The sequence below is a fragment of the Microbacterium wangchenii genome, assembly GCF_004564355.1.
In the GTDB taxonomy this organism is placed as follows: domain Bacteria; phylum Actinomycetota; class Actinomycetes; order Actinomycetales; family Microbacteriaceae; genus Microbacterium; species Microbacterium wangchenii.
In genome coordinates, this window is sequence record NZ_CP038266.1 from 3,742,280 (window position 1) to 3,760,760 (window position 18,481).

At 72.0% G+C, this 18,481-nt stretch carries 21 protein-coding genes; 4 read left to right on the forward strand and 17 right to left on the reverse strand.

Features of this window, described 5'->3' with window-relative positions:
• Positions 1–6 precede the first annotated feature (6 nt).
• The 4 genes from E4K62_RS18135 to E4K62_RS18150 form a co-directional block, all read right to left on the reverse strand.
• Positions 7–1,092 (reverse strand): Gfo/Idh/MocA family protein, encoded by a 1,086-nt coding sequence (locus E4K62_RS18135; RefSeq protein WP_135070405.1) that lies wholly within the window; start codon positions 1,090–1,092, stop codon positions 7–9.
• Positions 1,065–1,772, reverse strand: coding sequence for a ThuA domain-containing protein (locus E4K62_RS18140; protein ID WP_135070408.1), 708 nt, complete (start codon positions 1,770–1,772; stop codon positions 1,065–1,067). The genes E4K62_RS18135 and E4K62_RS18140 overlap by 28 nt, the downstream gene beginning before the upstream one ends.
• A gap of 238 nt (positions 1,773–2,010) precedes the next feature.
• The gene (locus E4K62_RS18145) at positions 2,011–2,925 is read right to left on the reverse strand and encodes an EamA family transporter (RefSeq protein ID WP_135070411.1); all 915 of its coding nucleotides are present in this window, start codon (positions 2,923–2,925) and stop codon (positions 2,011–2,013) included.
• Positions 2,922–4,199, reverse strand: coding sequence for a serine hydrolase domain-containing protein (locus E4K62_RS18150; RefSeq protein ID WP_135070414.1), 1,278 nt, complete (start codon positions 4,197–4,199; stop codon positions 2,922–2,924). The genes E4K62_RS18145 and E4K62_RS18150 overlap by 4 nt, the downstream gene beginning before the upstream one ends.
• A 134-nt stretch (positions 4,200–4,333) precedes the next feature.
• On the opposite strand from E4K62_RS18150, the gene E4K62_RS18155 reads away from it, so the two are divergent.
• Entirely contained in the window at positions 4,334–4,642 is a 309-nt protein-coding gene (locus E4K62_RS18155; RefSeq protein ID WP_135070417.1) for a DUF2470 domain-containing protein, read from the forward strand.
• Positions 4,643–4,696: 54 nt separating this feature from the next.
• Positions 4,697–5,344, forward strand: coding sequence for a biliverdin-producing heme oxygenase (locus tag E4K62_RS18160; protein ID WP_135070420.1), 648 nt, complete (start codon positions 4,697–4,699; stop codon positions 5,342–5,344).
• A 34-nt stretch (positions 5,345–5,378) separates the two neighbouring features.
• On the opposite strand, the gene E4K62_RS18165 is transcribed toward E4K62_RS18160, so the two are convergent.
• Positions 5,379–6,737 (reverse strand): ATP-dependent DNA helicase, encoded by a 1,359-nt coding sequence (locus E4K62_RS18165; RefSeq protein ID WP_135070424.1) that lies wholly within the window; start codon positions 6,735–6,737, stop codon positions 5,379–5,381.
• A 107-nt stretch (positions 6,738–6,844) separates the two neighbouring features.
• On the opposite strand from E4K62_RS18165, the gene E4K62_RS18170 reads away from it, so the two are divergent.
• Together E4K62_RS18170 and E4K62_RS18175 are read left to right on the forward strand one after the other, a co-directional pair.
• Positions 6,845–7,702: an NAD(P)/FAD-dependent oxidoreductase gene (locus E4K62_RS18170; protein WP_135070426.1), complete on the forward strand. Its 858-nt coding sequence runs from the start codon at positions 6,845–6,847 to the stop codon at positions 7,700–7,702.
• 43 nt (positions 7,703–7,745) lie between these two features.
• Entirely contained in the window at positions 7,746–8,855 is a 1,110-nt protein-coding gene (locus E4K62_RS18175; RefSeq protein WP_135070429.1) for a hypothetical protein, read from the forward strand.
• Positions 8,856–8,874: 19 nt separating this feature from the next.
• Here the strand turns inward: E4K62_RS18175 and E4K62_RS18180 are convergent, their stop codons facing one another.
• From E4K62_RS18180 to E4K62_RS18235, 12 genes are all read right to left on the reverse strand, one after another.
• Positions 8,875–10,830 (reverse strand): bifunctional copper resistance protein CopD/cytochrome c oxidase assembly protein, encoded by a 1,956-nt coding sequence (locus tag E4K62_RS18180; RefSeq protein WP_135071605.1) that lies wholly within the window; start codon positions 10,828–10,830, stop codon positions 8,875–8,877.
• Between the two features lie 160 nt (positions 10,831–10,990).
• On the reverse strand, positions 10,991–11,278 hold the full coding sequence (locus E4K62_RS18185; RefSeq protein WP_125133173.1) for an HU family DNA-binding protein: 288 nt from the start codon (positions 11,276–11,278) through the stop codon (positions 10,991–10,993).
• Between the two features lie 213 nt (positions 11,279–11,491).
• Positions 11,492–12,634: an alpha/beta hydrolase gene (locus E4K62_RS18190; RefSeq protein ID WP_135070432.1), complete on the reverse strand. Its 1,143-nt coding sequence runs from the start codon at positions 12,632–12,634 to the stop codon at positions 11,492–11,494.
• A gap of 99 nt (positions 12,635–12,733) precedes the next feature.
• Entirely contained in the window at positions 12,734–13,039 is a 306-nt protein-coding gene (rpsN, locus tag E4K62_RS18195) for a 30S ribosomal protein S14 (protein WP_135070436.1), read from the reverse strand.
• A gap of 4 nt (positions 13,040–13,043) precedes the next feature.
• The gene (gene rpmG, locus E4K62_RS18200; RefSeq protein WP_005051772.1) at positions 13,044–13,214 is read right to left on the reverse strand and encodes a 50S ribosomal protein L33; all 171 of its coding nucleotides are present in this window, start codon (positions 13,212–13,214) and stop codon (positions 13,044–13,046) included.
• Positions 13,214–13,450 (reverse strand): 50S ribosomal protein L28, encoded by a 237-nt coding sequence (gene rpmB / locus E4K62_RS18205; protein ID WP_135071608.1) that lies wholly within the window; start codon positions 13,448–13,450, stop codon positions 13,214–13,216. The genes rpmG and rpmB overlap by 1 nt, the downstream gene beginning before the upstream one ends.
• 147 nt (positions 13,451–13,597) lie before the next feature.
• Positions 13,598–14,302, reverse strand: a complete 705-nt coding sequence (locus E4K62_RS18210) for a DNA-3-methyladenine glycosylase (protein WP_135070439.1) — start codon at positions 14,300–14,302, stop codon at positions 13,598–13,600.
• Positions 14,299–15,711 carry a hypothetical protein gene (locus E4K62_RS18215; protein ID WP_135070442.1) on the reverse strand — a complete coding sequence of 471 codons (1,413 nt, stop codon included), beginning with the start codon at positions 15,709–15,711 and terminating at the stop codon, positions 14,299–14,301. Before E4K62_RS18215 ends, E4K62_RS18210 begins: the two co-directional genes overlap by 4 nt.
• The gene (locus tag E4K62_RS18220; RefSeq protein WP_240742754.1) at positions 15,701–16,486 is read right to left on the reverse strand and encodes a TIGR03943 family putative permease subunit; all 786 of its coding nucleotides are present in this window, start codon (positions 16,484–16,486) and stop codon (positions 15,701–15,703) included. Before E4K62_RS18220 ends, E4K62_RS18215 begins: the two co-directional genes overlap by 11 nt.
• Entirely contained in the window at positions 16,479–17,507 is a 1,029-nt protein-coding gene (locus tag E4K62_RS18225) for a permease (RefSeq protein ID WP_135070445.1), read from the reverse strand. Before E4K62_RS18225 ends, E4K62_RS18220 begins: the two co-directional genes overlap by 8 nt.
• The gene (locus tag E4K62_RS18230) at positions 17,504–17,908 is read right to left on the reverse strand and encodes a Fur family transcriptional regulator (protein ID WP_135070448.1); all 405 of its coding nucleotides are present in this window, start codon (positions 17,906–17,908) and stop codon (positions 17,504–17,506) included. The genes E4K62_RS18225 and E4K62_RS18230 overlap by 4 nt, the downstream gene beginning before the upstream one ends.
• A 66-nt stretch (positions 17,909–17,974) precedes the next feature.
• Positions 17,975–18,415 (reverse strand): cupin domain-containing protein, encoded by a 441-nt coding sequence (locus E4K62_RS18235; protein WP_135070451.1) that lies wholly within the window; start codon positions 18,413–18,415, stop codon positions 17,975–17,977.
• Between the last annotated feature and the right edge of the window lie 66 nt (positions 18,416–18,481).

Here is an 18,481-nt window from a genome sequence, read left to right on the forward strand (position 1 = left end):
CGCGGGTCAGCCCGCCTGCCACTGCGCGGCCGGGGTGAGCGGCACGAGCGGCGGACGCTCTGCCGTCGTCGTCAGCTCGATCCGCCGCCCCTCGCGGGCGGAGTCCATGAGGCACGTCATGATCTCCAGCACGTGCAGGGCGATCGCGCCGTCGGCCCTGCGCCCACCGGCGACGAAGTCCAGCAGCCCGATTCCCCGCCCGGCGCCTTCGTATCCCGCGCGCACTCCGATGGGCGTCCAGTCCTCGTCGCCGGAGGGGCGCAGACGCACCTGCCCGTCGAAGTAGTTCGGGTCGGGCAGCGACAGCGACCCGGTCTCGCCGTGCACCTCGATCGGGGCCGCATCGGTGCCGGCCGCGTCGAAGCTGAACGTGACCGTCGAGATCGCCCCGCCCGCATGCTCGAGTATTCCGGTGATGTGCGTGTCGATCTCGACGGGGATCTGCTCCCCGGCCCGGGGGCCCGTGGCGATGCGGCGCAGTTCCTTCGGCCGCGACGACGCCCCGCTCACGCGGGCAACCGGTCCGAGGAGGTGGAACAACGACGTGAGGTAGTACGGACCCATGTCCAACAGCGGCCCGCCCCCGCGGCGGTAGTAGAAGTCCGGATGCGGATGCCACGCCTCGTGCCCCGGCGACACCCACGTGGCCACCGCGGCCACCGGGCGGCCGATCCCCCCGGCATCCACCACCGCCCGCGCCGTCTGGATCCCCGCGCCCAGCACGGTGTCGGGTGCGCACCCGACCCATCCGGATGCGGCCTGGGCCAGAACGCCGCGTGCCTGGTCGAAGGTCGCCGCCAGCGGCTTCTCGCCGTACACGTTCTTGCCGTGCGCGAGCCCCGCGAGGGCGATGTCGGCGTGCGCGGCGGGGATCGTGAGGTTCAGCACCGTGTCCACCGCGGGATCGGACACGAGTTCCTCCACCGAGAGCGCGCGGCAGCCGGGGAAGCGGGCGGCCACATCCGCGGCACGTGCCGCATCCAGGTCGGCGGTCGCCGCGATCCGCACCCCCGGGTGGGTGCCGAGGGTGGCGAGGTACTGCGCCGAGATGACGCCCAGACCGACTATTCCGACGCCGTGCGGCTCGTCCACAGCATCCCCCTCTCCACGATCGTGCGCACGTTGACGTCGCCGAGCACCGAGGGGCTGTGCCCCGGCGTCGCGACGAAGATGCGGCCCGCACCCCACAGTCGCGTCCACACCGCCGGGGAGGCGACCGGCCGGTGCCACGGGTGGTACGGCTGCACCGGATGCGTCGTCGTGGCCAGCACGTCGTTGAGGTCGTCGGCGAGCACCCAGTACTGCTCGGTGTCGAGCGTGAAGTCGTCGATACCGGCCATGATCCCGTGCGTGCGGCCGAGGTCGGTCACCTCGACCCGGTAGCGCAGGAAGTTGTCGGTCTCGTCACCTCGACGCTCGTCGGGGCGCTTCGACGGATGCGTCGCGAACTGGCCGCCGATGAGCTGGAGGTAGTCGGAGCTGTTGCGGTAAGAATCCGCGATCCCGCCGTGCCAGCCCGCCAGTCCGGTCCCCCGTTCGACCGCCGAGCGCAGGCCTTTCAGCGCCTGGTCCGAGATCGTCGACATGGTGACGCACTGCACGATCAGGTCGGTCTCGTCCATGACCTGCGCATCCGCGTAAACCTCGTTGGACTCCTCGATGCGCACGGCGAACCCCTCGCGCTCCAGGAAGGGAACGAACAGATCGGTGGCCTCGACGGGACGGTGCCCCTCCCATCCCCCGCGGACGATCAGCGCTCGGCGTGCGGACATGATGGCTTCCTCCACGGGGGTGTGGCGACCGGATGCTGCGGCGCGTTCGACGGCGGACACCACACGCTATCGCGCCCCTCACGCTGCGGGGCCCTCCGCGCAGGCACCACGTTTGCGCCACTTCGGTGCATCCGCGCCGCTTCGATGTGGCGCGAATGCACGAAAGTGGCGCGGCTGCGGTGCCTGCGGCGAGCGCTGAGCGGCGGCGAAGCGGCGAGCGCCGCGGGGGATTCGCGGCTCAGCCGATCGGCTCGGCCAGCGCCTCGCCCTCCGGCGGGGCGTCGCGGCGAGCGCCGCGGGCACCCGCACGCACCGCGCCGATGCTCGCGGCGATCACCAGCGCGATGCCGGCGATCTCCAGGAGCGACAGGTGCTGACCGAGGAGGAAGAACCCGGCGATGGACGCGGTGGCGGGCCCGAGGCTCATGAGGATCGCGAAGGCGGCGGCCGGGAGCCGGCGCAGCGCCATCAGTTCCAGGGCGTAGGGGATGGTGGAGGAGAGCACCGCCACGGCCGCGGCGAGCGCCAGCAGGTCGACCCGCAGCAGAGCCGAGCCGGCGTCGGCGATCCCGAGCGGCAGCGACAGCACCGCTCCGACGACCATGGCCAGCGCCAGGCCGTCCAGTCGCGGGAACTCCCGGCCGACCCGGGCCGAGCACAGGATGTAGAACGCCCAAGCCGCCGCGGCGCCGAGGGCGTACAGCACGCCGAGCAGGTCCAGCCGATCCCATCCGCCGCCACCCAGGGCGACCACACCGACCAGCGCGAGCGCTGCCCACACCAGCGCCGACGCGCGGCGGCTCGCGAGAATCGACAGCGTCAGCGGGCCGAGGACCTCGATCGTGACGGTCACCCCCAGCGGCAGCCGCTCCAGCGCGAGGTAGAACAGGCCGTTCATGAGCACCAGGACCAGCCCGAACAGCCCCACCGCGCGCCATCCGCGAGCGGAGTGCCCGCGCAGCCGCGGCCGGGCGATGGCGAGGAGGATCAGCGCCGAGAACACCAGCCGCAGCATGACCATGCCCAGCGGCCCGAGCTGCGGGAACAGCAGAACCGCCAGCGAAGCGCCGACCTCCTGGCACGCCAGGCCCACCACGACGAACAGCACCGCGACGCTCGAGCCGCGATTGCCCGGTCCGCCCCCGCGTGTCACTCGGCCGGAGGCTGGCAGATGGCGTTGGCGAGGATCGCGTCGTGCTGCTGCTGCGCCGTCCACGGCAGACCGGCCTCGGGGACGGTCTCTCCCTCCATGGCGGGAGCCTTCGACGCGATCGCTGCGAGCTCCCACGCCAGCCACGCCCCGATGTTGGGGCTCGCGCCGGAGTTGTTGAGCACGACGGCGACGGTCATGCCGGTGCGGGGGTCGGCGAAGGCCGCGGTGAGGTAACCGGGGATCGCCCCGTACTGCCCGATGAGCGCGCCGGCCTGGTAAGCGCCCCCGGCCGCGGTGAACCACGTCGGCTGGTCAGCGGCGACGGGAAGCGGGGACTCGAAGCGATCGGATGCGTCGGGCGTCAGCGCGCCGGTCGCCAGAGCCTGTGCGTACCGGCCGAGGTCGGTGATGTCGGTGACCGCGCCGGAGTCGGCGCCGCCGATACTCGCCGACATCTTCGTGACCTCGGGCGGCTCGGTGCAGTTCCACGCGCCCTCGGCGTTGGCGGTGGACCAGTATCCGGGCAGGACCGGACCGTCCGCCGGCGGTGCGGCCGTACGCGTCGGCAGCGCCGTCACGGCGAGGTCGAGCGGTTCGGCGATGCGCTCCTCGAGGAGCTCGCGCATGCTCATGCCCGTGGCGCGCTCGAGAGCCGATCCCAGCAGCAGGTACCCGGAGTCGGAGTCGCGGTACTCGGTGCCCGGTTCGATGCGGTCCTGTCCCAACCCGTACCCGGCGAGCTCGCGGGGATCCCACTGCCGCTCGAGGTTGGAGAAGAACTGCGACTGCAGCTGCGGCGTGTAGGCGCCGATCCCGGCGGTGCCGTCGCACAGCTGGCGCAGGGTGACATCCGCCAGGTCGGGGAACCCGTTGACGTAGTCGGTGACGCTGTCATCGAGCTCGATGGTGCCTTCGGCCGCGACCTGGAACATCACGTCGCACGTCATGGCGCGAGTGACGTCGGCCGCGCGGAACGCCATGTCGGTGTCGACGGCGCCGCCGCCGCCGGGGGCCTGCGTGCCGAGACCGGCGACCCAGCTCCCGCTCCACGGGGCCCACACCCCGACGATCGCGCCGGAGGATCCGGTGGCGGTCATGGCGCTGGTCACCGCCGCTTCCAGCTGCTGAGCCGTCTCGTCCGGCAGTGCACCCTCGACCTGCGGGGGCAGATCGATCTCGACCGAGTCTCGTCCGGAGCATCCGCTCAACAGGGCGACGAGGGTGACCAGGCCCGCAGCGACGGCGACGACGCCGCGACTGCGAAGAGACCGCATCCTCACCCCCGGTGGAATCGAGCCGGCGCCGGATGACGCGCATATGCATTGAAACACACCGCCGCGCCCGCTCCCCCGGGTTTGACTGCATGCCCGGTCACGTCTACATCACATCTGTCCTTAAGGTGGGGCGCATGCCCCACGCCTTCGACGCCGCGGCCCTGTCGGGAGTGACCGGCCATATGAACGACGACCACGCCGACGACAATCTGCTCGTCGCACGCGCCTTCGGCAGGGCGGATGCGACGGCCGCGGTCATGACCGGCTTCGACGGCGACGGGGGCGACTGGGACGTGACGGGTCCGGACGGCACCGTGGCGCCGTTGCGTGTGGCGTGGCCCGGCGGCCCCATCACGGAGCGCCGCGAAGTACGGCGGGAGATCGTCGCCCTCTACGACGAGGCGTGCCGGCGATCGGGCGTCGAGCCGCGTCCGCACGACTGACCCGCGGCATCTTCGGGGTTAGGCTCCCCTAACCTGTCCCCTATGATGACGGCTATGAGCGACGTCATCCCCTTCTCGACCGCGCTGCGCGAGCGCTCGAGCGCCGCCCACTCCTCCAGCGAGCACTCCACCTTCATGTCCGACCTCATGACGGGCGAGGGGACGCGGGAGGACTACGTCGCCCTCGTCGCACAGCACTGGTTCATCTACGACGCCCTCGAACAGGCCGCCGAGCGCATGCGCAACGACCCGGTGGCCGCGGTGTTCATCTCCGACAAGCTCACGCGGCTGCCGGCGCTGGAGGCCGACCTCGACTTCCTCGTCGGCCCGCAGTGGCGCGACAGCGTCCAGCCACTCCCGACGACCCGGCGCTATGCCGACCGCATCCGCGCGGTCGGCGCGACGTGGCCGGGTGGCTTCGTCGCCCACCACTACACGCGCTACCTCGGCGACCTCTCCGGCGGGATCTTCATCGGCCGGCTGATGCAGCGACGATTCGGGTTCGAGACCAACGGCATCGGCTTCTACCTCTTCGACGACATCGCCGATCCGAAGGCCTTCAAGGACGTCTACCGCGAGCAGCTGGATGCCGCCCCCTGGGATGCGGCGGAGCGCGAGCGCGTGATGGACGAGGTGCTCGTGGCCTACCGCTTCAACACCGACCTGTTCGACGACCTCGCCCACGCCAAGGCCGCCGCCTGAGCCCTCTGCCGGGCGGCGCACTAGGCAGGTCGCGTCAGGGGCGCGCGCGCAGGGCCGAGCTCATGAAGCGCTGCACGTCGGGGTCGACGCGGATGTCGCTCGGCCGCAGCGGCCGCGACAGGTACAGCCCGTCCAGGGAGGTCAGGCGGCTGAGGGCGACATAGGTCTGCCCGGGGGCGAACGCGCCGGAGCCCAGGTCGATCACGGCGCGCTCGTAGGTCTTGCCCTGCGACTTGTGGATCGTGACGGCCCAGGCCAGGCGCAGCGGGAACTGCGTGAACTCCGCAACGACGTCGCGCGAGAGGGTGCGCGTGCCGGGGTGGTAGTTGTAGCGGAACCTCTCCCACACGGCCGGTTCGACATCGTGCTCCGTGCCGTCGACCTCCACGCGCACGGTGTCGCCGGCGATCCGCGTGACGGTGCCGATCGTCCCGTTGACCCACCGGGGCGGCTCCCCGAACGACGACACGTCGTTGCGCAGGAACATCACCTGCGCCCCGACCTTGAGTCGCAGCTCCACGTCGGCGGGGTAGTTCGCGTCGCCACGGCCGAAGTCGCCGCTGATCTCGGCGTTGGCCGTCTGCATCCGCCCGACCAGTTCGTCCAGGTGGCGGCGGTTGATCGTGTTGACGATGTCGTTGCGGGTGGCCAGCGTGATGATGGGGTGCTCGCCGTCGGCCGGATGGGGCGGGGTCCGGGCACCGGCGCCGTTGAGGACTCCCGCCATCTCCGCCGTGACGCGGCCATAGCGCACCGCGTTCAGCAGCGCCTTGAAGGCGGGGTCGGCCTGCCGGTGGATCTCGGTGAGCTCCCGCACGTTCAGGTCGGCGCCGTGGCGGCCGAGGTCGAGGATCCCGTCGTCGCCGCCCTCACCGGCCCACACCTTGGCGTCGAAGAACCAGAACGAGCGGTAGTGGTCGCGGATGTACCGCATCTCATCGCCGCGGGGCGGCACCGGCGCCAGCTGGTACGGGTCGCCGAACATCACGATCTGCACCCCGCCGAACGGCTCCGCGCGGCGTCCGCGGGCCTGCCGCAGCGACCGGTCGATGCCGTCCATGAGGTCGGCGTTGACCATCGACACTTCGTCGAGGACGAGCGTGTCGATGGCGTTGAGCAGCTTGCGCGTGGCGTCGGACTGCTCGATCTCGCCGTTGGCGATCAGCCCGATGGGCAGGCGGAACAGCGAGTGGATCGTCTGCCCCTCGACGTTCAGCGCGGCCACCCCCGTGGGGGCGCACACCGCGATCTGCTTGCTCGTGTTCCACGCCAGGTGCTGCAGGAGCGTCGACTTGCCCGTTCCCGCGCGACCGGTGACGAACACGTGCTCGCGTGTGTCTTCGATGAGCCGGAACAGCGCCTCCTGTTCGGCGGAGAGGGACGGCGTGCTCACCGCATCATGCTAGTTCGCGTTCGCCGCCCGCCCGGGCGGGCGGTGCACGTGCGGGGGAATACTCGCCGTGTCTGCCTCGTTCCCCGGCACCAGAGCAGAGGAGAGACATGTACGACACGGTCATCATCGGCGGCGGCCCTGCGGGCCTTCAGGCCGCGCTCACGCTCGGCCGCGTGCACCGCACCGCCGTGCTGTTCGACTCCGGCGAGTACCGCAACGACGCCACGGCGCACGCGCACAACGTCCTCACCCTGGACGGGGTGGCGCCGGGCGAGCTGCGCCGGCGCGGCCGCGAGGAGCTCGCCGCGTACGACTCCATCGAGGTGCGGGGCGACGAGGTCACGTCCGTGCGGCGGGAGGGGGACGGGTTCGCCGTGACCCCCGCATCCGGCAGCATGGTCACGGCGCGCACGGTGATCCTGGCCACGGGTCTCGCCGACACCCTCCCCGACATCCCCGGGCTCGCCGCGCAGTGGGGGGATCGCGTCGCCCACTGCCCGTTCTGCCACGGGCACGAATTCGCCGGACGCCCTGTCGCGGTCATGGACGCGCCCTCGCACGCGACGATGACGGCCGCCAAGCTCCGCCCGATCGCGTCCGACGTCCGCATCCTCGCGCCCGGCGACCTCGCCCGCGTCGAGGAGACTCCCGACGGTCTGCGCCTGCACCTCGCCGATGGGACCGACCTGCAGGTCGCGGGCCTGTTCGCGGCACCGCGCACCGCGCAGCGCGCACCGTTCGCGGCGGCGCTGGGACTCGCTCTGACGGAGTTCGGGGTCGTCGCCACCGACGGGCTCGGCCGCACGAGCGTGGACGGCGTGTGGGCCGTGGGCGACATGGCCCAGAGTTCGGCGTGGCCGGCTCCGCTGACCTCGATCGTCCTGTCGATGTCGACCGGGCAGCTCGCGGCGTTCGACATCGTGCAGGGTCTCGCCGTCGCCGAGCTCAGCCGTGACGCCGGGTGAGCCGACCAGCGGTTTCGGAGGCGCTCTTTCCTAGACTGTGACGGTGGAGAGCCCCGGAACGACGCCTGCTCCGCGGCCCGAAGCGGTCGCGGACGACGCTCGTCATGCACGCCGCCGTCGGCGACGCCGCCTCGCCTCCGACCTCACCGCGCTCGCGCTGGTGGGCGTGCTTCTGATCGCCGCCTTCGCGGCGGGGGGCGTGGCCCTGTACCGCGAGCTGTACAGCCCCACCGCCTTCGTCCTGCGCTACCTCGATCTGCTCGCCGACGGCCGCGCCACCGACGCCCGGGCCCTTCCCGGCGTGGCGATGGATGCCGAGCAGCTGGCGGCTGCGGGCCTCCCCGCCACCGCGTCCGATGCACTGCTGCGCCGTGACACCCTCGCGACGCTCACCGACGTGGAGGTCCTGGGGGAGCGCGTGGATGGCGAGCTGACCCGCGTGACGGTCGCCTACCGGGCCGCCGGCGTGGAGGGGCAGACCACTTTCGCGGTCGTGCAGGACGGGTGGACCGGGGTCGCCCCGTCGTGGCGCTTCGCGACGAGCCCCCTCGCCGTCCTCGACCTCACGGTGCGCGGATCGATGCGGTTCGACGTCAACGGCTTCGAGATCGACAAGCGGCAGGTGTCGGCCGACGGCGTCGACGCCGATCCGCTGGCGACGCTTCCCCTCCTGGTGTTCTCACCGGGGGTGTACTCCGTGGCCGTGGACACGGCGATCTCGGCCACCCCGGGAGTGGCCGTGCTCGCCGATGCGCCGCGCGCGACGGTGCCGGTGGACATCCAGGCGCACGCGACGGAGGAGTTCATCGGCGTCGTGCAGCAGCGGATGAACGAGTTCCTCGGCGCGTGCGCGGCGCAGCAGGTGCTGCAGCCCACCGGGTGCCCGTTCGGATACCAGGTGCGCAACCGCATCGTCGACGCGCCCGCGTGGTCGATCGTTCAGCAGCCGGAGGTCCGGGTGGAACCGGACGGCGCCGGGTGGCGGATCGTCCCGGCCGAGGCGGTGGCGCACATCGACGTCGACGTCCGTTCGCTGTTCGACGGCTCGGTGCGCACCGTGCAGGAAGACGTGCGCTTCGTCGTCTCCGGCGGCATCACGGTGCTGCCCGACGGCACCGCATCCATCCAGGTGCAGGGCCAGAACGCCCCCTAGCCCGCGCCGCAGAAGCGGATCAGCGGGAGGCGCGGGCGTCGCGCTCGGCGAGGGCGGCCAGCTGCGCGTTGTACTCCTCGAGCTCGGCATCGCCCGTGCGGTCGGCGTGCCGGTCGCGGCGTCGCTGCATCCGGTCGTCCGAGCGGCTCCACTGGATCGCCACCGTGATGGCGAGGATGAGCGTCGGGATCTCACCGATCGACCACGCCACCCCGCCGCCGATGTACTGGTCGGCGAGCGGATCGGGGCCCCACGTGCGGCCCATCGCGCCGAACCACTCCGCGACCATGAGCCCGGACTGCATCATGAGCGCGACGCCGAAGAAGGCGTGCATGGCCATGACCGCGATGAGCAGCACGAGGCGCAGCGGGTAGGGCAGGCGGTAGGGCACCGGGTCGATCCCGATGAGCGAGAGCACGAACAGGTACCCCGTGATGAGGAAGTGCGCCACCATCCACTCGTGCCCGAGGTGGTCGTACAGCGACCACCGGAAGAGGTCGGTGTAGTAGAACAGCCACAGCGACCCGATGAACAGGCCCGCGGCGAGGTAGGGGTTGGTGAGGATCCGGGCGACCGGGCTGTGCACCGCCCACAGGATCCACTCCCGCCCGCCGCGGCTGCCGTCATCCCGTTTGCGGATGGCACGGGCGGCGAGGGTCACCGGCGCCCCCGGCACCAGCAGCAGCGGGATCGCCATGGTCAGCAGCATGTGGCCGACCATGTGGAGGCTGAACAGGTAGTCCTGATAGGCGTTGATGGGTCCGCACGTGACCCACAGCAGCAGCAGCATGCCGCCGACCCACAGGACCGTGCGGTACACCGGCCAGGAGTCGCCGCGGCGACGCAGGCGCCACACGCCGGCGAGGTAGAAGAACAGCCCGAACGCCACCGCGAACAGCCACAGCAGGTCGATGTCCCACGTGGTGAACCACCGCGTCACCGTCAGTTCGGGGGGAAGCGGCGCGCCGGTGAGGATCTCCGCGGGCGTGCCAAGCGTCGGCGCCGTCGCCGATCCGGGCGGGGCGGTGCGGGCCAGCGCCGCGGCGGCGCCGCTGGCGATGCCCATGAACGCCAGTTCCAGGAGCACGAGGCCCCAGAAGCGGCGGGATGACCCGTCCTCGTGGGTGCGCCCGATGAGCCGCTTGCGGTACCACGCCCCCAGCACGCCCATCGCGAGCAGCGCCGTGACCTTGACCAGCACGAGCACGCCGTAGGGCGAGAGGAGCGCGTCCCATCCGCCCAGGCCGATCGAGGCGCGCACGGTGCCGGAGACGGCGACCACGACGAAGGCCACCAGCGCGAGGCTCGAGTACCGCAGCAGGACCTTGGCCAGGGTCGCGCGGTCCAGGAGCGGGCGGATGAGGACGAGCAGGACGAGGCCGCCCAGCCACACCGCGGCGCCGATGATGTGCAGGACGAGGGCCAGCACCGCCGAATCGTGGTTGGCCTCCTCCCCGGAGTGACCCTGGGTCCCCATCGGGACGAGGGCGACGACGGCGAGGATCCCGACGAAGAGGGTGGGCGTCCAGGAGCGCACCGCGAAGGTGAGGACGGTGAGCACAGCGCCGGCGACGGTCGTGAGCAGCCACGTGCGGCCGACCTCGACCTCCACGAGGAACCGCCCCAGCTGCTGCCCGAAGAGCGCGTCGGCGCTGGGGGTCGCGTTCATCGTGTTGACGAACGTGAGGAAGCCCGTCGCCGCCGACGCGACCGTGAAGACGGCGGCGCTGGCGGATGCGGTGTCCAGCGCGACGTCGAAGGCCCGCTCCCCCGCGGGCAGGGCGTACAGGGCCAGGACGAGCGACCCGACCATCCCCGCGGCCGACAGGTTGACCGCAAGGGTCGCCACCGGAAGCCCCCACCGCACGAGGGGACCGGGGTCGCCCAGGAGAAGAGGCGCGGCGCCGCCGCCGTAGGCCAGCCCCCACACGAGGGCTGCCAGCGCGGCCGCGACCAGGAGAACCGGGCCCACCAGGCGCAGCGACCGCGCCGGGTCTGCGGGGCCTGAGTCCCCGCGCGACGGTGCAGCGCCGTGCGGAGCGGGTTCGAGAGTCACCCCTCCAGCCTACGTGCGCCTTCCTGAGGGAAGACGAAGGGGGGATGCCTCAGCATCCCCCCTTCGACCCGGCGCCGTCTTACTTGACGGCAGCCTTGAGCTTGGAGCCCGCGGTGACCTTCACGCGCTTGCCGGCGGGGATGGCGATCTCCTCACCCGTCTGCGGGTTGCGGCCGGTGCGCGCCGAGGTCTCGACCTGCTCGAACGCGATCCAGCCGGGGATCGAGACCTTGCTGCCCTTGGCGACTGCCTCGGACACGGTGGAGAAGAGGGAGTCGAGCACGCCCGACACGGCGGACTGGCTCTGCCCCGTCGCGCTGGCGATGCTCGCGACGAGTTCGGTCTTGGTGATGGACTTGTCAGCCATTCGGTGGTCCTCCCGGGCGGCCGAGCGGCCGCCTTCGTTACATCGGACGGGGGCGGATGCCCCCGGTGGTCGGATCGACCGCCTCGAATGTATCAACAGACCCGCGGAATTCCGCGGATCTCGGGTCCTTTCGGCCCGAACTGCAGGCGTGTCGCGGGTCGGATGGGGCACATGTGGCGTCTGCGACGGCCTGAACGGACGCGGAAGGCGTCGTCACAGCGATCGCAGGGCGGTCACGACATCGTCCTCCCAGCGCCTGGCCGACGCCAGCGCGCCGACGAAAACGGGGGTGTCGTGGGTCACCCCCAGGTACCGCACGGCGCTGGCGGCGACCCCGGCGCGACGAAGCGCCGCCGCGTAGGCGGCACCCTGCCGGCGGAGCGGATCGTACTCCGCGGTGAGGATGACGGCAGGCGGGAGGTCGGCGAGGGAGGCGGCACGCAGGGGCGAGACGTAGGACGCGCGTGCGCGACGGGGGTCGCGCAGGTACGTGCGGGCGACCGAGCGCAGTTCGCGCAGCGCCAGGACCGCGGGGATGCCGAGAGCCCACGTGGCACGCAGGTCGATCCATCGCACGGTGAGGTCGGTGACGGGCACCTCCAGGATCTGCAGCCGCATCGGCAGCCGCGCCCGATCGCGGTTCATGAGGGCGAGGACGGCGGCGATGTTCCCGCCGGCGGAGGTTCCCGACACCCCGATCCGCTGCGGATCCACCCCCAGTTCCCCCGCGTGCGCGTGCACCCACTCCCACGCGGCGTACGCCTGCTCGATCTGGGTCGGATGCCGGTGCTCCGGCGCGAGCGCATAGTCGACGGCGATGATCGTGACGCCCGACGCGGCGGCGCGGCGGCGGCATGCCGCGTCGGCTGTGGGGTAGTCGATCCCGCCGATGCGGAACGCCCCGCCACCGAAGACGAGGCACGCCGGCGAGGGCTCGACGCGCTCGTCCGGCAGGTACACGCGGATGCGGACGGAGGGGTGCCCGTCGACGGGCACCTCGTGCTCGACCGTCCGCAGGGCCGGGCCGGGCAGGCCCACGGCACGCTGCTCCTGACGGTCCCACGCGAGTGCTGCGCGCCGGTGACGCTGGCGCGGGGTGAGCGGGGCGGCGGCCCCCCGCTTCGGGGCGGGCGGCGCATCCGGAGCGGCGGCAGCATCCGTCGTCCGGAATTCAGGAGACACGCCGACGCGCGGGGCTCCAGCGGCGTCACCGGGACCGGATCTCCTGAGTTCTGAACGACGGGAGGCACCGGATGCGGCGCCCGGCAGGCGCGCGCGCAGCTTGTGCCACGCCTGGCCGAGGAGGTACCGGCGATGCACGCGGAGACGCTCGGCGAAGAACGGGTCGAGCGGCATGGGACCTCCGTGCGGGAGCGGTGGAGGAAAAGCTTAAGGGCGGGGGTTCCGAAGAACCCCCGCCCTTGACGCGTCAGCGGTGCTGAGGCGTGAGAAGCGTCACCAGGACGACTTGGTCACACCGGGCAGCTCGCCGCGGTGCGCCATGTCGCGGAAACGCACACGCGAGATGCCGAACTTGGCGAGGTTTCCGCGGGGACGACCGTCGATGGCGTCGCGGTTGCGCACGCGCACCGGCGAGGCGTTGCGCGGCAGCTTCTGCAGGCCGATGCGGGCGGCCTCGCGCTGCTCGTCGGTGGCGGTGGGGTCGACGAGCTGCTTCTTCAGCTCGGCGCGCTTCGCGGCATAACGCGCGACGATCACCTTGCGCTGCTCGTTGCGCGCGATCTTGCTCTTCTTGGCCATGAGATCAGCGCTCCTCTCGGAATTCGACGTGCTTGCGGATCACCGGGTCGTACTTCTTCAGCACGATGCGGTCGGGGTTGTTGCGGCGGTTCTTGCGCGTCACGTAGGTGTATCCCGTGCCGGCGGTCGAACGCAGCTTGATGATCGGACGGACGTCCTGAGCCTTCTTGGCCATCAGAGCTTCACACCCTTCGCGATCATGTCCTTGACGACGGATTCGATGCCGCGCGCGTCGATCACCTTCATGCCCTTAGCGGACACGTTGATCGTGATCTTCCGACCCAGCGAGGGCACGAAATAGGTCTTCTTCTGCACGTTCGGGTCGAAGCGGCGCTTCGTCCGGCGGTGCGAGTGCGAGATGTTGTGACCGAAGCCGGGAACCGCTCCAGTCACCTGGCACACTGCTGCCATGGTGATGTCTCCTTCTGTACCGTGAAGCCGGACGGCTTCACCCAAGATCCCTTGTCTGCACCCTTCGACACGCTCAGGCACCGGGGATCCGGGCTGCGGCAGGAGGAGGGGTACGAACTGCGTGCTGGAGTGCGCGCAGACAAACAGTCAGTCTAGCACGGGCGGCCGCGCGACCTCGCCCGCAGCCTCCTGAGCGCCGCGGCCCCACCGGAAGGGTGACACGGTCGGGTCTCCGGGGATCCAGAAGCGCCACGGGAAGGCGGCCGTGCCCGCGACGCCGGCCACCCCGACCCGGGGGCCGGTCGCGATGTCGGGCACCGGATCCACGCGCAGCTCCAGACGCGCGGTGGCCCCGGCCTGCACGGCGCCGGTGACGGCGTCGATGCCGTCGTGCTGCGGATGGCGCAGGCCCACGGCATCGCCGAGACGCCCGGGTCCGCGGGCCAGGTCGAGCGGGGAGCGCACCACGCCGCGCCGCTCGAGGCGCCGGCGGGTCGCCGCATCCTCGCCCTCGACGATCTCTCCGCCGCGCAGCAGGATTCCCCCGGCGACCCCTTCCGGGCCGCTGACGACGTTGACGCACGAGTGGATGCCGTGGCTGAGGTAGACGTACAGGTGGCCCGGCTCCCCCCACATCGTGGCGTTGCGCGTCGTGGGCCCCATCCGCGCGTGCGACCCGGGATCGGGCACCTCGCCGGTACCGCGGCCGTGGTAGGCCTCCACTTCGCTCACCCGCACCACGACCTCCTCGCCATCCACCTCGGTGCGCAGCAGCGCGCCCAGGAGCCGCGGCGCCACCTCGAGGGGGAGCCCGCCGAGGTCGGCGCGCGTGGCGGGGCGGTGCGCACTCATGCCGGCGGCACCTGGCACCACGACAGCCCGAATCCGCCGAACGCGGCGACCTCGACTGCAGTGTCGATCGCGATCACGCGCGTCTCCAGTCGCTGCGGGAGCGGGAGACGATACCGGTCGTACGGGTTGGCGGCGGCGTCGGGTGAGAGCAGGAGCGCCGCGTACCGCCCGTTGGGTGACACACACGTCTGCACGAGGGCGTCGGCGGGGTCGAGGTCCAGGAGGGTCTGCACCGTCCCGTCGGCGGCGACGTGCACGACCGAGCTGGACAGCAACGTCGCGCCCTCCCCGATGCGGGCGTAGTTGCGGATCGTGCCCGCGTCGTCACCGGGCACGGGGATCACCGAGCCGGGCACGCCGAGGTCGTCCGCCGGCTCCGGCAGCGCCCCCTCCGTCCCGTCGGTGAGATCGACCACGACTCTGCCCTCGTTGCGCTCGATGACGGCCTGGCTCGATCCGCGGGCGATGCCTTCGATGCCGAGGGCGGTGCCCAGGGGCGCGGCATCCGCGCCGTCGGCGCCGGCCAGCACGAGGGCGCCGTCGAAGGTGAGCGCGAGGATGCTGTCGGTGTCGGGTACGAACCGCCACTCCGCCACGCTGGGGTCGGCACCGGGGAGGGCGACCCGGGTCGGCGGGGTGTCGGCGGCGCCTTCGGCCAGGGATGCGGTGAACAGCACGCTCTCCAGGCCCCCGTCCTCGCCGAGGGCGGCGTCGGAGAACGTGTACCCGATCCGCTCGCCGCGATCCGCGGACTGGAGGTGGGAGACGAACCCTTCGCCGGGGAGGGGCAGCGTGCGCACGTCGCCGGTGGCGGCATCCACCGCCAGCAGCGCCGAGTGCTCCTCCTCCAGGACGGAGACGATGAGGTGCGACGCGGTGGCACGGTAGTCCTCGATGTGGGGGTGCGAGAACACCTCGGTGCTGCCCTCCCCCGCCAGCCCCGTGCGGTAGATGGCATCGTCGCCGGAGCCGCGCTGGAGGAGGAAGACCTCGGATGCCGGCGTGCGGAACGTCTCCTCGATCGTGGCGGCGGGCCCCGCCCCGAGACCGCGCACGTCGCGGATGCGCACGGTGTACTCGGTGTCATCGCGCAGCGGGAGCCCGAATCGCACGCCGACGCTGCGCCCGGAGGTGTCCACCGTGAACGGCGTGGCCGGTGCCACCTCCACCTGCGCGGGGTCGATGTCGTGCAGCGACTGCGTCGTGGTGAAGATGAGGCGCGACCCCGACGCCGCGACGGCTGCCTCCGGATCCACGCGCACCTCGGTCACCCGCGGTCCCTGTGCCACCGTCACGGCAGCGCCCACTCCGCCCACGAGCACGAGGGCTCCGAGGACGGCGGCGAAGACCGTGGCGAACCCGCGACCGCGTCGGCGCCGCGCCCGGGTGCGCCGGGAGTCAGTACTCATAGGGGTCCTGCGGCTCGTCGATGGGGGTGATGTCGTCGGCCTGGATGCGCAGCGAGCCGTCGGAGTCGGCGCGCACCGTGCCGGTGATGCTCACCCATTCGCCCGTGGCCGGCGGCGGTGTGCTCGCGGTGACGGGGAGGCTGGCCGACTGCGCGTCGATGACGCAGTGCGTGATCACCAGGCGGCTGAGGGCGAAGTCGCCGTCGTCCCCCGGCGTGACGAATCCGGTGAGGGTGACCGGGTCGCCGTCGAAGCGGTCGGGGTCGGTGGCCGACGCGAAGACGCCGGCCCACTCCCCCACCCCGAACTGCGCCGTGTCGCCGGAGGCGGCGAGGGTGACCACATCCGTGCCCGCGAACAGCGGCGCCGCTCCCACGTCGCGCGACATCGCCAGCTCGGCCGACAGCGTCGCGGGGGGCGTGACGAGCATCGTCACGACGACGCCCGACGCCAGGATGCCGCCGGTCGCCGTCATCACGGTCGCCACACGGCGGGGGCGCGGGTGGTGCGCCGCTTCCGCTGGATGCTCCGCCGCATCCGCGGTGCCGTGGTCGTGACTGTGGTCCTCTTCGCCGCCCAGCGGCAGCGCGAAGCTCGCCACGGTGCCGATCAGCACGAGCACGGCCATCCCGACGGCGAACCAGGCCGACTCGGGGTTGATGTAGAGCGCGAGGCGGTCGGTGACGGCGAGCGCGATCGTCACCACGGCGAGGGATGCGGCCAGGCCCACCCCCAGCCAGCGGTTCGCGAGCGGGCGCAGCGCGGTGTCAGACAAGGAGGTTCACCACCGTTCCGAGGGCGAAGGCGGCCGCCACGACGATCGCGGTGATCCCCACGAGCACGCGGGTCGAGAACGTCGTGCGCAGCAGCGCGAGCATCTTCACGTCGGCGATGGGGCCGACAAGGAGGAAGGCGACCAAGGACCCCGGCGTGAACGCCGACGCGAACGACAGCGCGAAGAACGCGTCGACGTTCGAGCAGATCGACACCACCATCGCGAGGACGATCATCGTCGCGATCGACAGGGCGGGGTCCGAGCCGATGGCCAGGAGCGTCTGGCGCGGGACGAGCACCTGCACCGCCCCGGCGATGCCCGAGCCGATCACGAGCGCCGGCATGACCGCGCGCAGCTCGACGACGAACTGGGCGAGGCTCCGCCGCGTCCGGGTCGCGCTCGCGCCGGGGCCGTCCAGGCTGACGGCGCACGTCTGGCGGAACCGGTCGGTCACGAGCGCGTCGGGATCGGGGTGGCGGCTGTACAGCCACCCGAGCAGGTTGGCCACGAGGTAGCCGCCGACCAGGCGCGCCACCAGGATGCCGTCGCTCCACCCGAACGCCGCGTGGGTGGTGAGGATCACGATGGGGTTCACGATCGGTGCGGCGACCAGGAAGGTCAGCGTGTCGGACACGGAGAACCCGCGCATCATGAGGCCGCGGGCGAAGGGGACGTTGCCGCATTCGCACACCGGCAGCAGCATCCCCAGCAGCGACAGAACGGCACGCCGCGCCCACGCCCGCCGCGGCATCCATCGTTCGATCGCCCCCGCCGGCACCCACACCTGCACCACGACCGACAGCAGCACACCGAGCACGACGAAGGGAAGCGATTCGATCAGGACGCTGAGGGCGAGGGTAAGGCCGTCCTGCGCTCGCCTCGGGAGCGCGTCGGCGAACAGCGCCGGCGCGAATGCGTCGATCGCGAACAGCGCCACCACGACGGCGACGCCGGCGGCGAGCCAGGGCACCGCGCGACCGCGCGTGCGCTGCCGTGCGGGGGCCGGTCGGGTCTGGGTCACGCCTGCTCTCGCTGCGCGGCCGCGCACGACGCGCACCGGCCGAAGATGTCGACGACGTGCTCGGCTTCGATGAACCCGTGCTGGGCGGCGGTGGCGCGCGCCCACTGCTCCACGTCGGTGGCGGCGATCTCCACCGTCAGCCCGCACGAACGGCAGATGAGGTGATGGTGGTGGCCCGCCGACGTGCAGGCACGGAAGAGGTTCTCGCCCTCGGGGCTCTGCAGGGAGTCGGCCTCGCCCTGCGCGGCCATTCCGGCCAGCGTGCGGTACACCGTGGCCAGCCCGATGCCGGTGTTCTCTTCGCGCAAGGTGGCGTGCAGCGACTGGGCGCTCACGAAGCCGCGGGCGTCGGTGAGCGCCTCACGCACGCGTTCGCGCTGCCACGTGTTGCGCTGGGCCATGCCCCGAATCCTACCGGCGCCCCCTGAACGCAGCCCGGGCGCGGGCGCGGCGTCGCCTCGCCCGCCTCACCACGGCGCAGGACGCTCGGCGTCGCGCGTGGCGTCGTCGGGCAGTTCGGGCAGCTCGTACCCACCGGCCCGGATGCAGATCCACCGCAGCTCCGAGTCGGCGTCGGGCAGGGCGCGCCACGTGCGCCAGACCCCCTGGCCCACGCGCACGACCGTTCCCGGGCCGACGTCGACGACGTCCTCGTCCAGCCCCATCTGCCCGCGGCCGTCGAGGAAGAGGTACACCTCCTCGATGCGGGAATGCGTGTGCCAGTACCCCGCCTCCTCGCCCGGTGCCAGCGCGTTGGCGGTGAGACCGATGTACTGCAGCGGCAGATCGAAGTCGACGACGCGGCGCCCCTCGCGGGAGGTCTCCGGCCGGAAGCCGCCGAAGTGGGCGCGCCACTGATCCAGGGCGCCCAGTTCGGTCACCTCGTAGGGGCGGGTGGGTGCGGTCATGGCGCCTCCTGTCGCTATCCGCGATTGTGCCGCGGCATCCGTGCGGCAGCCAGCGGATGCCGCGGA

Excerpts from the sequence above, each read along its gene's own strand:
- E4K62_RS18140 (WP_135070408.1), bottom strand. The coding sequence starts at position 1,772 with ATGTCCGCACGCCGAGCGCTGATCGTCCGCGGGGGATGGGAGGGGCAC.
- E4K62_RS18150 (WP_135070414.1), bottom strand. The coding sequence starts at position 4,199 with ATGCGGTCTCTTCGCAGTCGCGGCGTCGTCGCCGTCGCTGCGGGCCTG.
- E4K62_RS18155 (WP_135070417.1), top strand. The coding sequence starts at position 4,334 with ATGCCCCACGCCTTCGACGCCGCGGCCCTGTCGGGAGTGACCGGCCAT.
- E4K62_RS18160 (WP_135070420.1), top strand. The coding sequence starts at position 4,697 with ATGAGCGACGTCATCCCCTTCTCGACCGCGCTGCGCGAGCGCTCGAGC.
- E4K62_RS18170 (WP_135070426.1), top strand. The coding sequence starts at position 6,845 with ATGTACGACACGGTCATCATCGGCGGCGGCCCTGCGGGCCTTCAGGCC.
- E4K62_RS18185 (WP_125133173.1), bottom strand. The coding sequence starts at position 11,278 with ATGGCTGACAAGTCCATCACCAAGACCGAACTCGTCGCGAGCATCGCC.
- E4K62_RS18190 (WP_135070432.1), bottom strand. The coding sequence starts at position 12,634 with ATGCCGCTCGACCCGTTCTTCGCCGAGCGTCTCCGCGTGCATCGCCGG.
- rpsN (WP_135070436.1), bottom strand. The coding sequence starts at position 13,039 with ATGGCCAAGAAGAGCAAGATCGCGCGCAACGAGCAGCGCAAGGTGATC.
- rpmG (WP_005051772.1), bottom strand. The coding sequence starts at position 13,214 with ATGGCCAAGAAGGCTCAGGACGTCCGTCCGATCATCAAGCTGCGTTCG.
- rpmB (WP_135071608.1), bottom strand. The coding sequence starts at position 13,450 with ATGGCAGCAGTGTGCCAGGTGACTGGAGCGGTTCCCGGCTTCGGTCAC.
- E4K62_RS18210 (WP_135070439.1), bottom strand. The coding sequence starts at position 14,302 with ATGAGTGCGCACCGCCCCGCCACGCGCGCCGACCTCGGCGGGCTCCCC.
- E4K62_RS18215 (WP_135070442.1), bottom strand. The coding sequence starts at position 15,711 with ATGAGTACTGACTCCCGGCGCACCCGGGCGCGGCGCCGACGCGGTCGC.
- E4K62_RS18230 (WP_135070448.1), bottom strand. The coding sequence starts at position 17,908 with ATGGCCCAGCGCAACACGTGGCAGCGCGAACGCGTGCGTGAGGCGCTC.
- E4K62_RS18235 (WP_135070451.1), bottom strand. The coding sequence starts at position 18,415 with ATGACCGCACCCACCCGCCCCTACGAGGTGACCGAACTGGGCGCCCTG.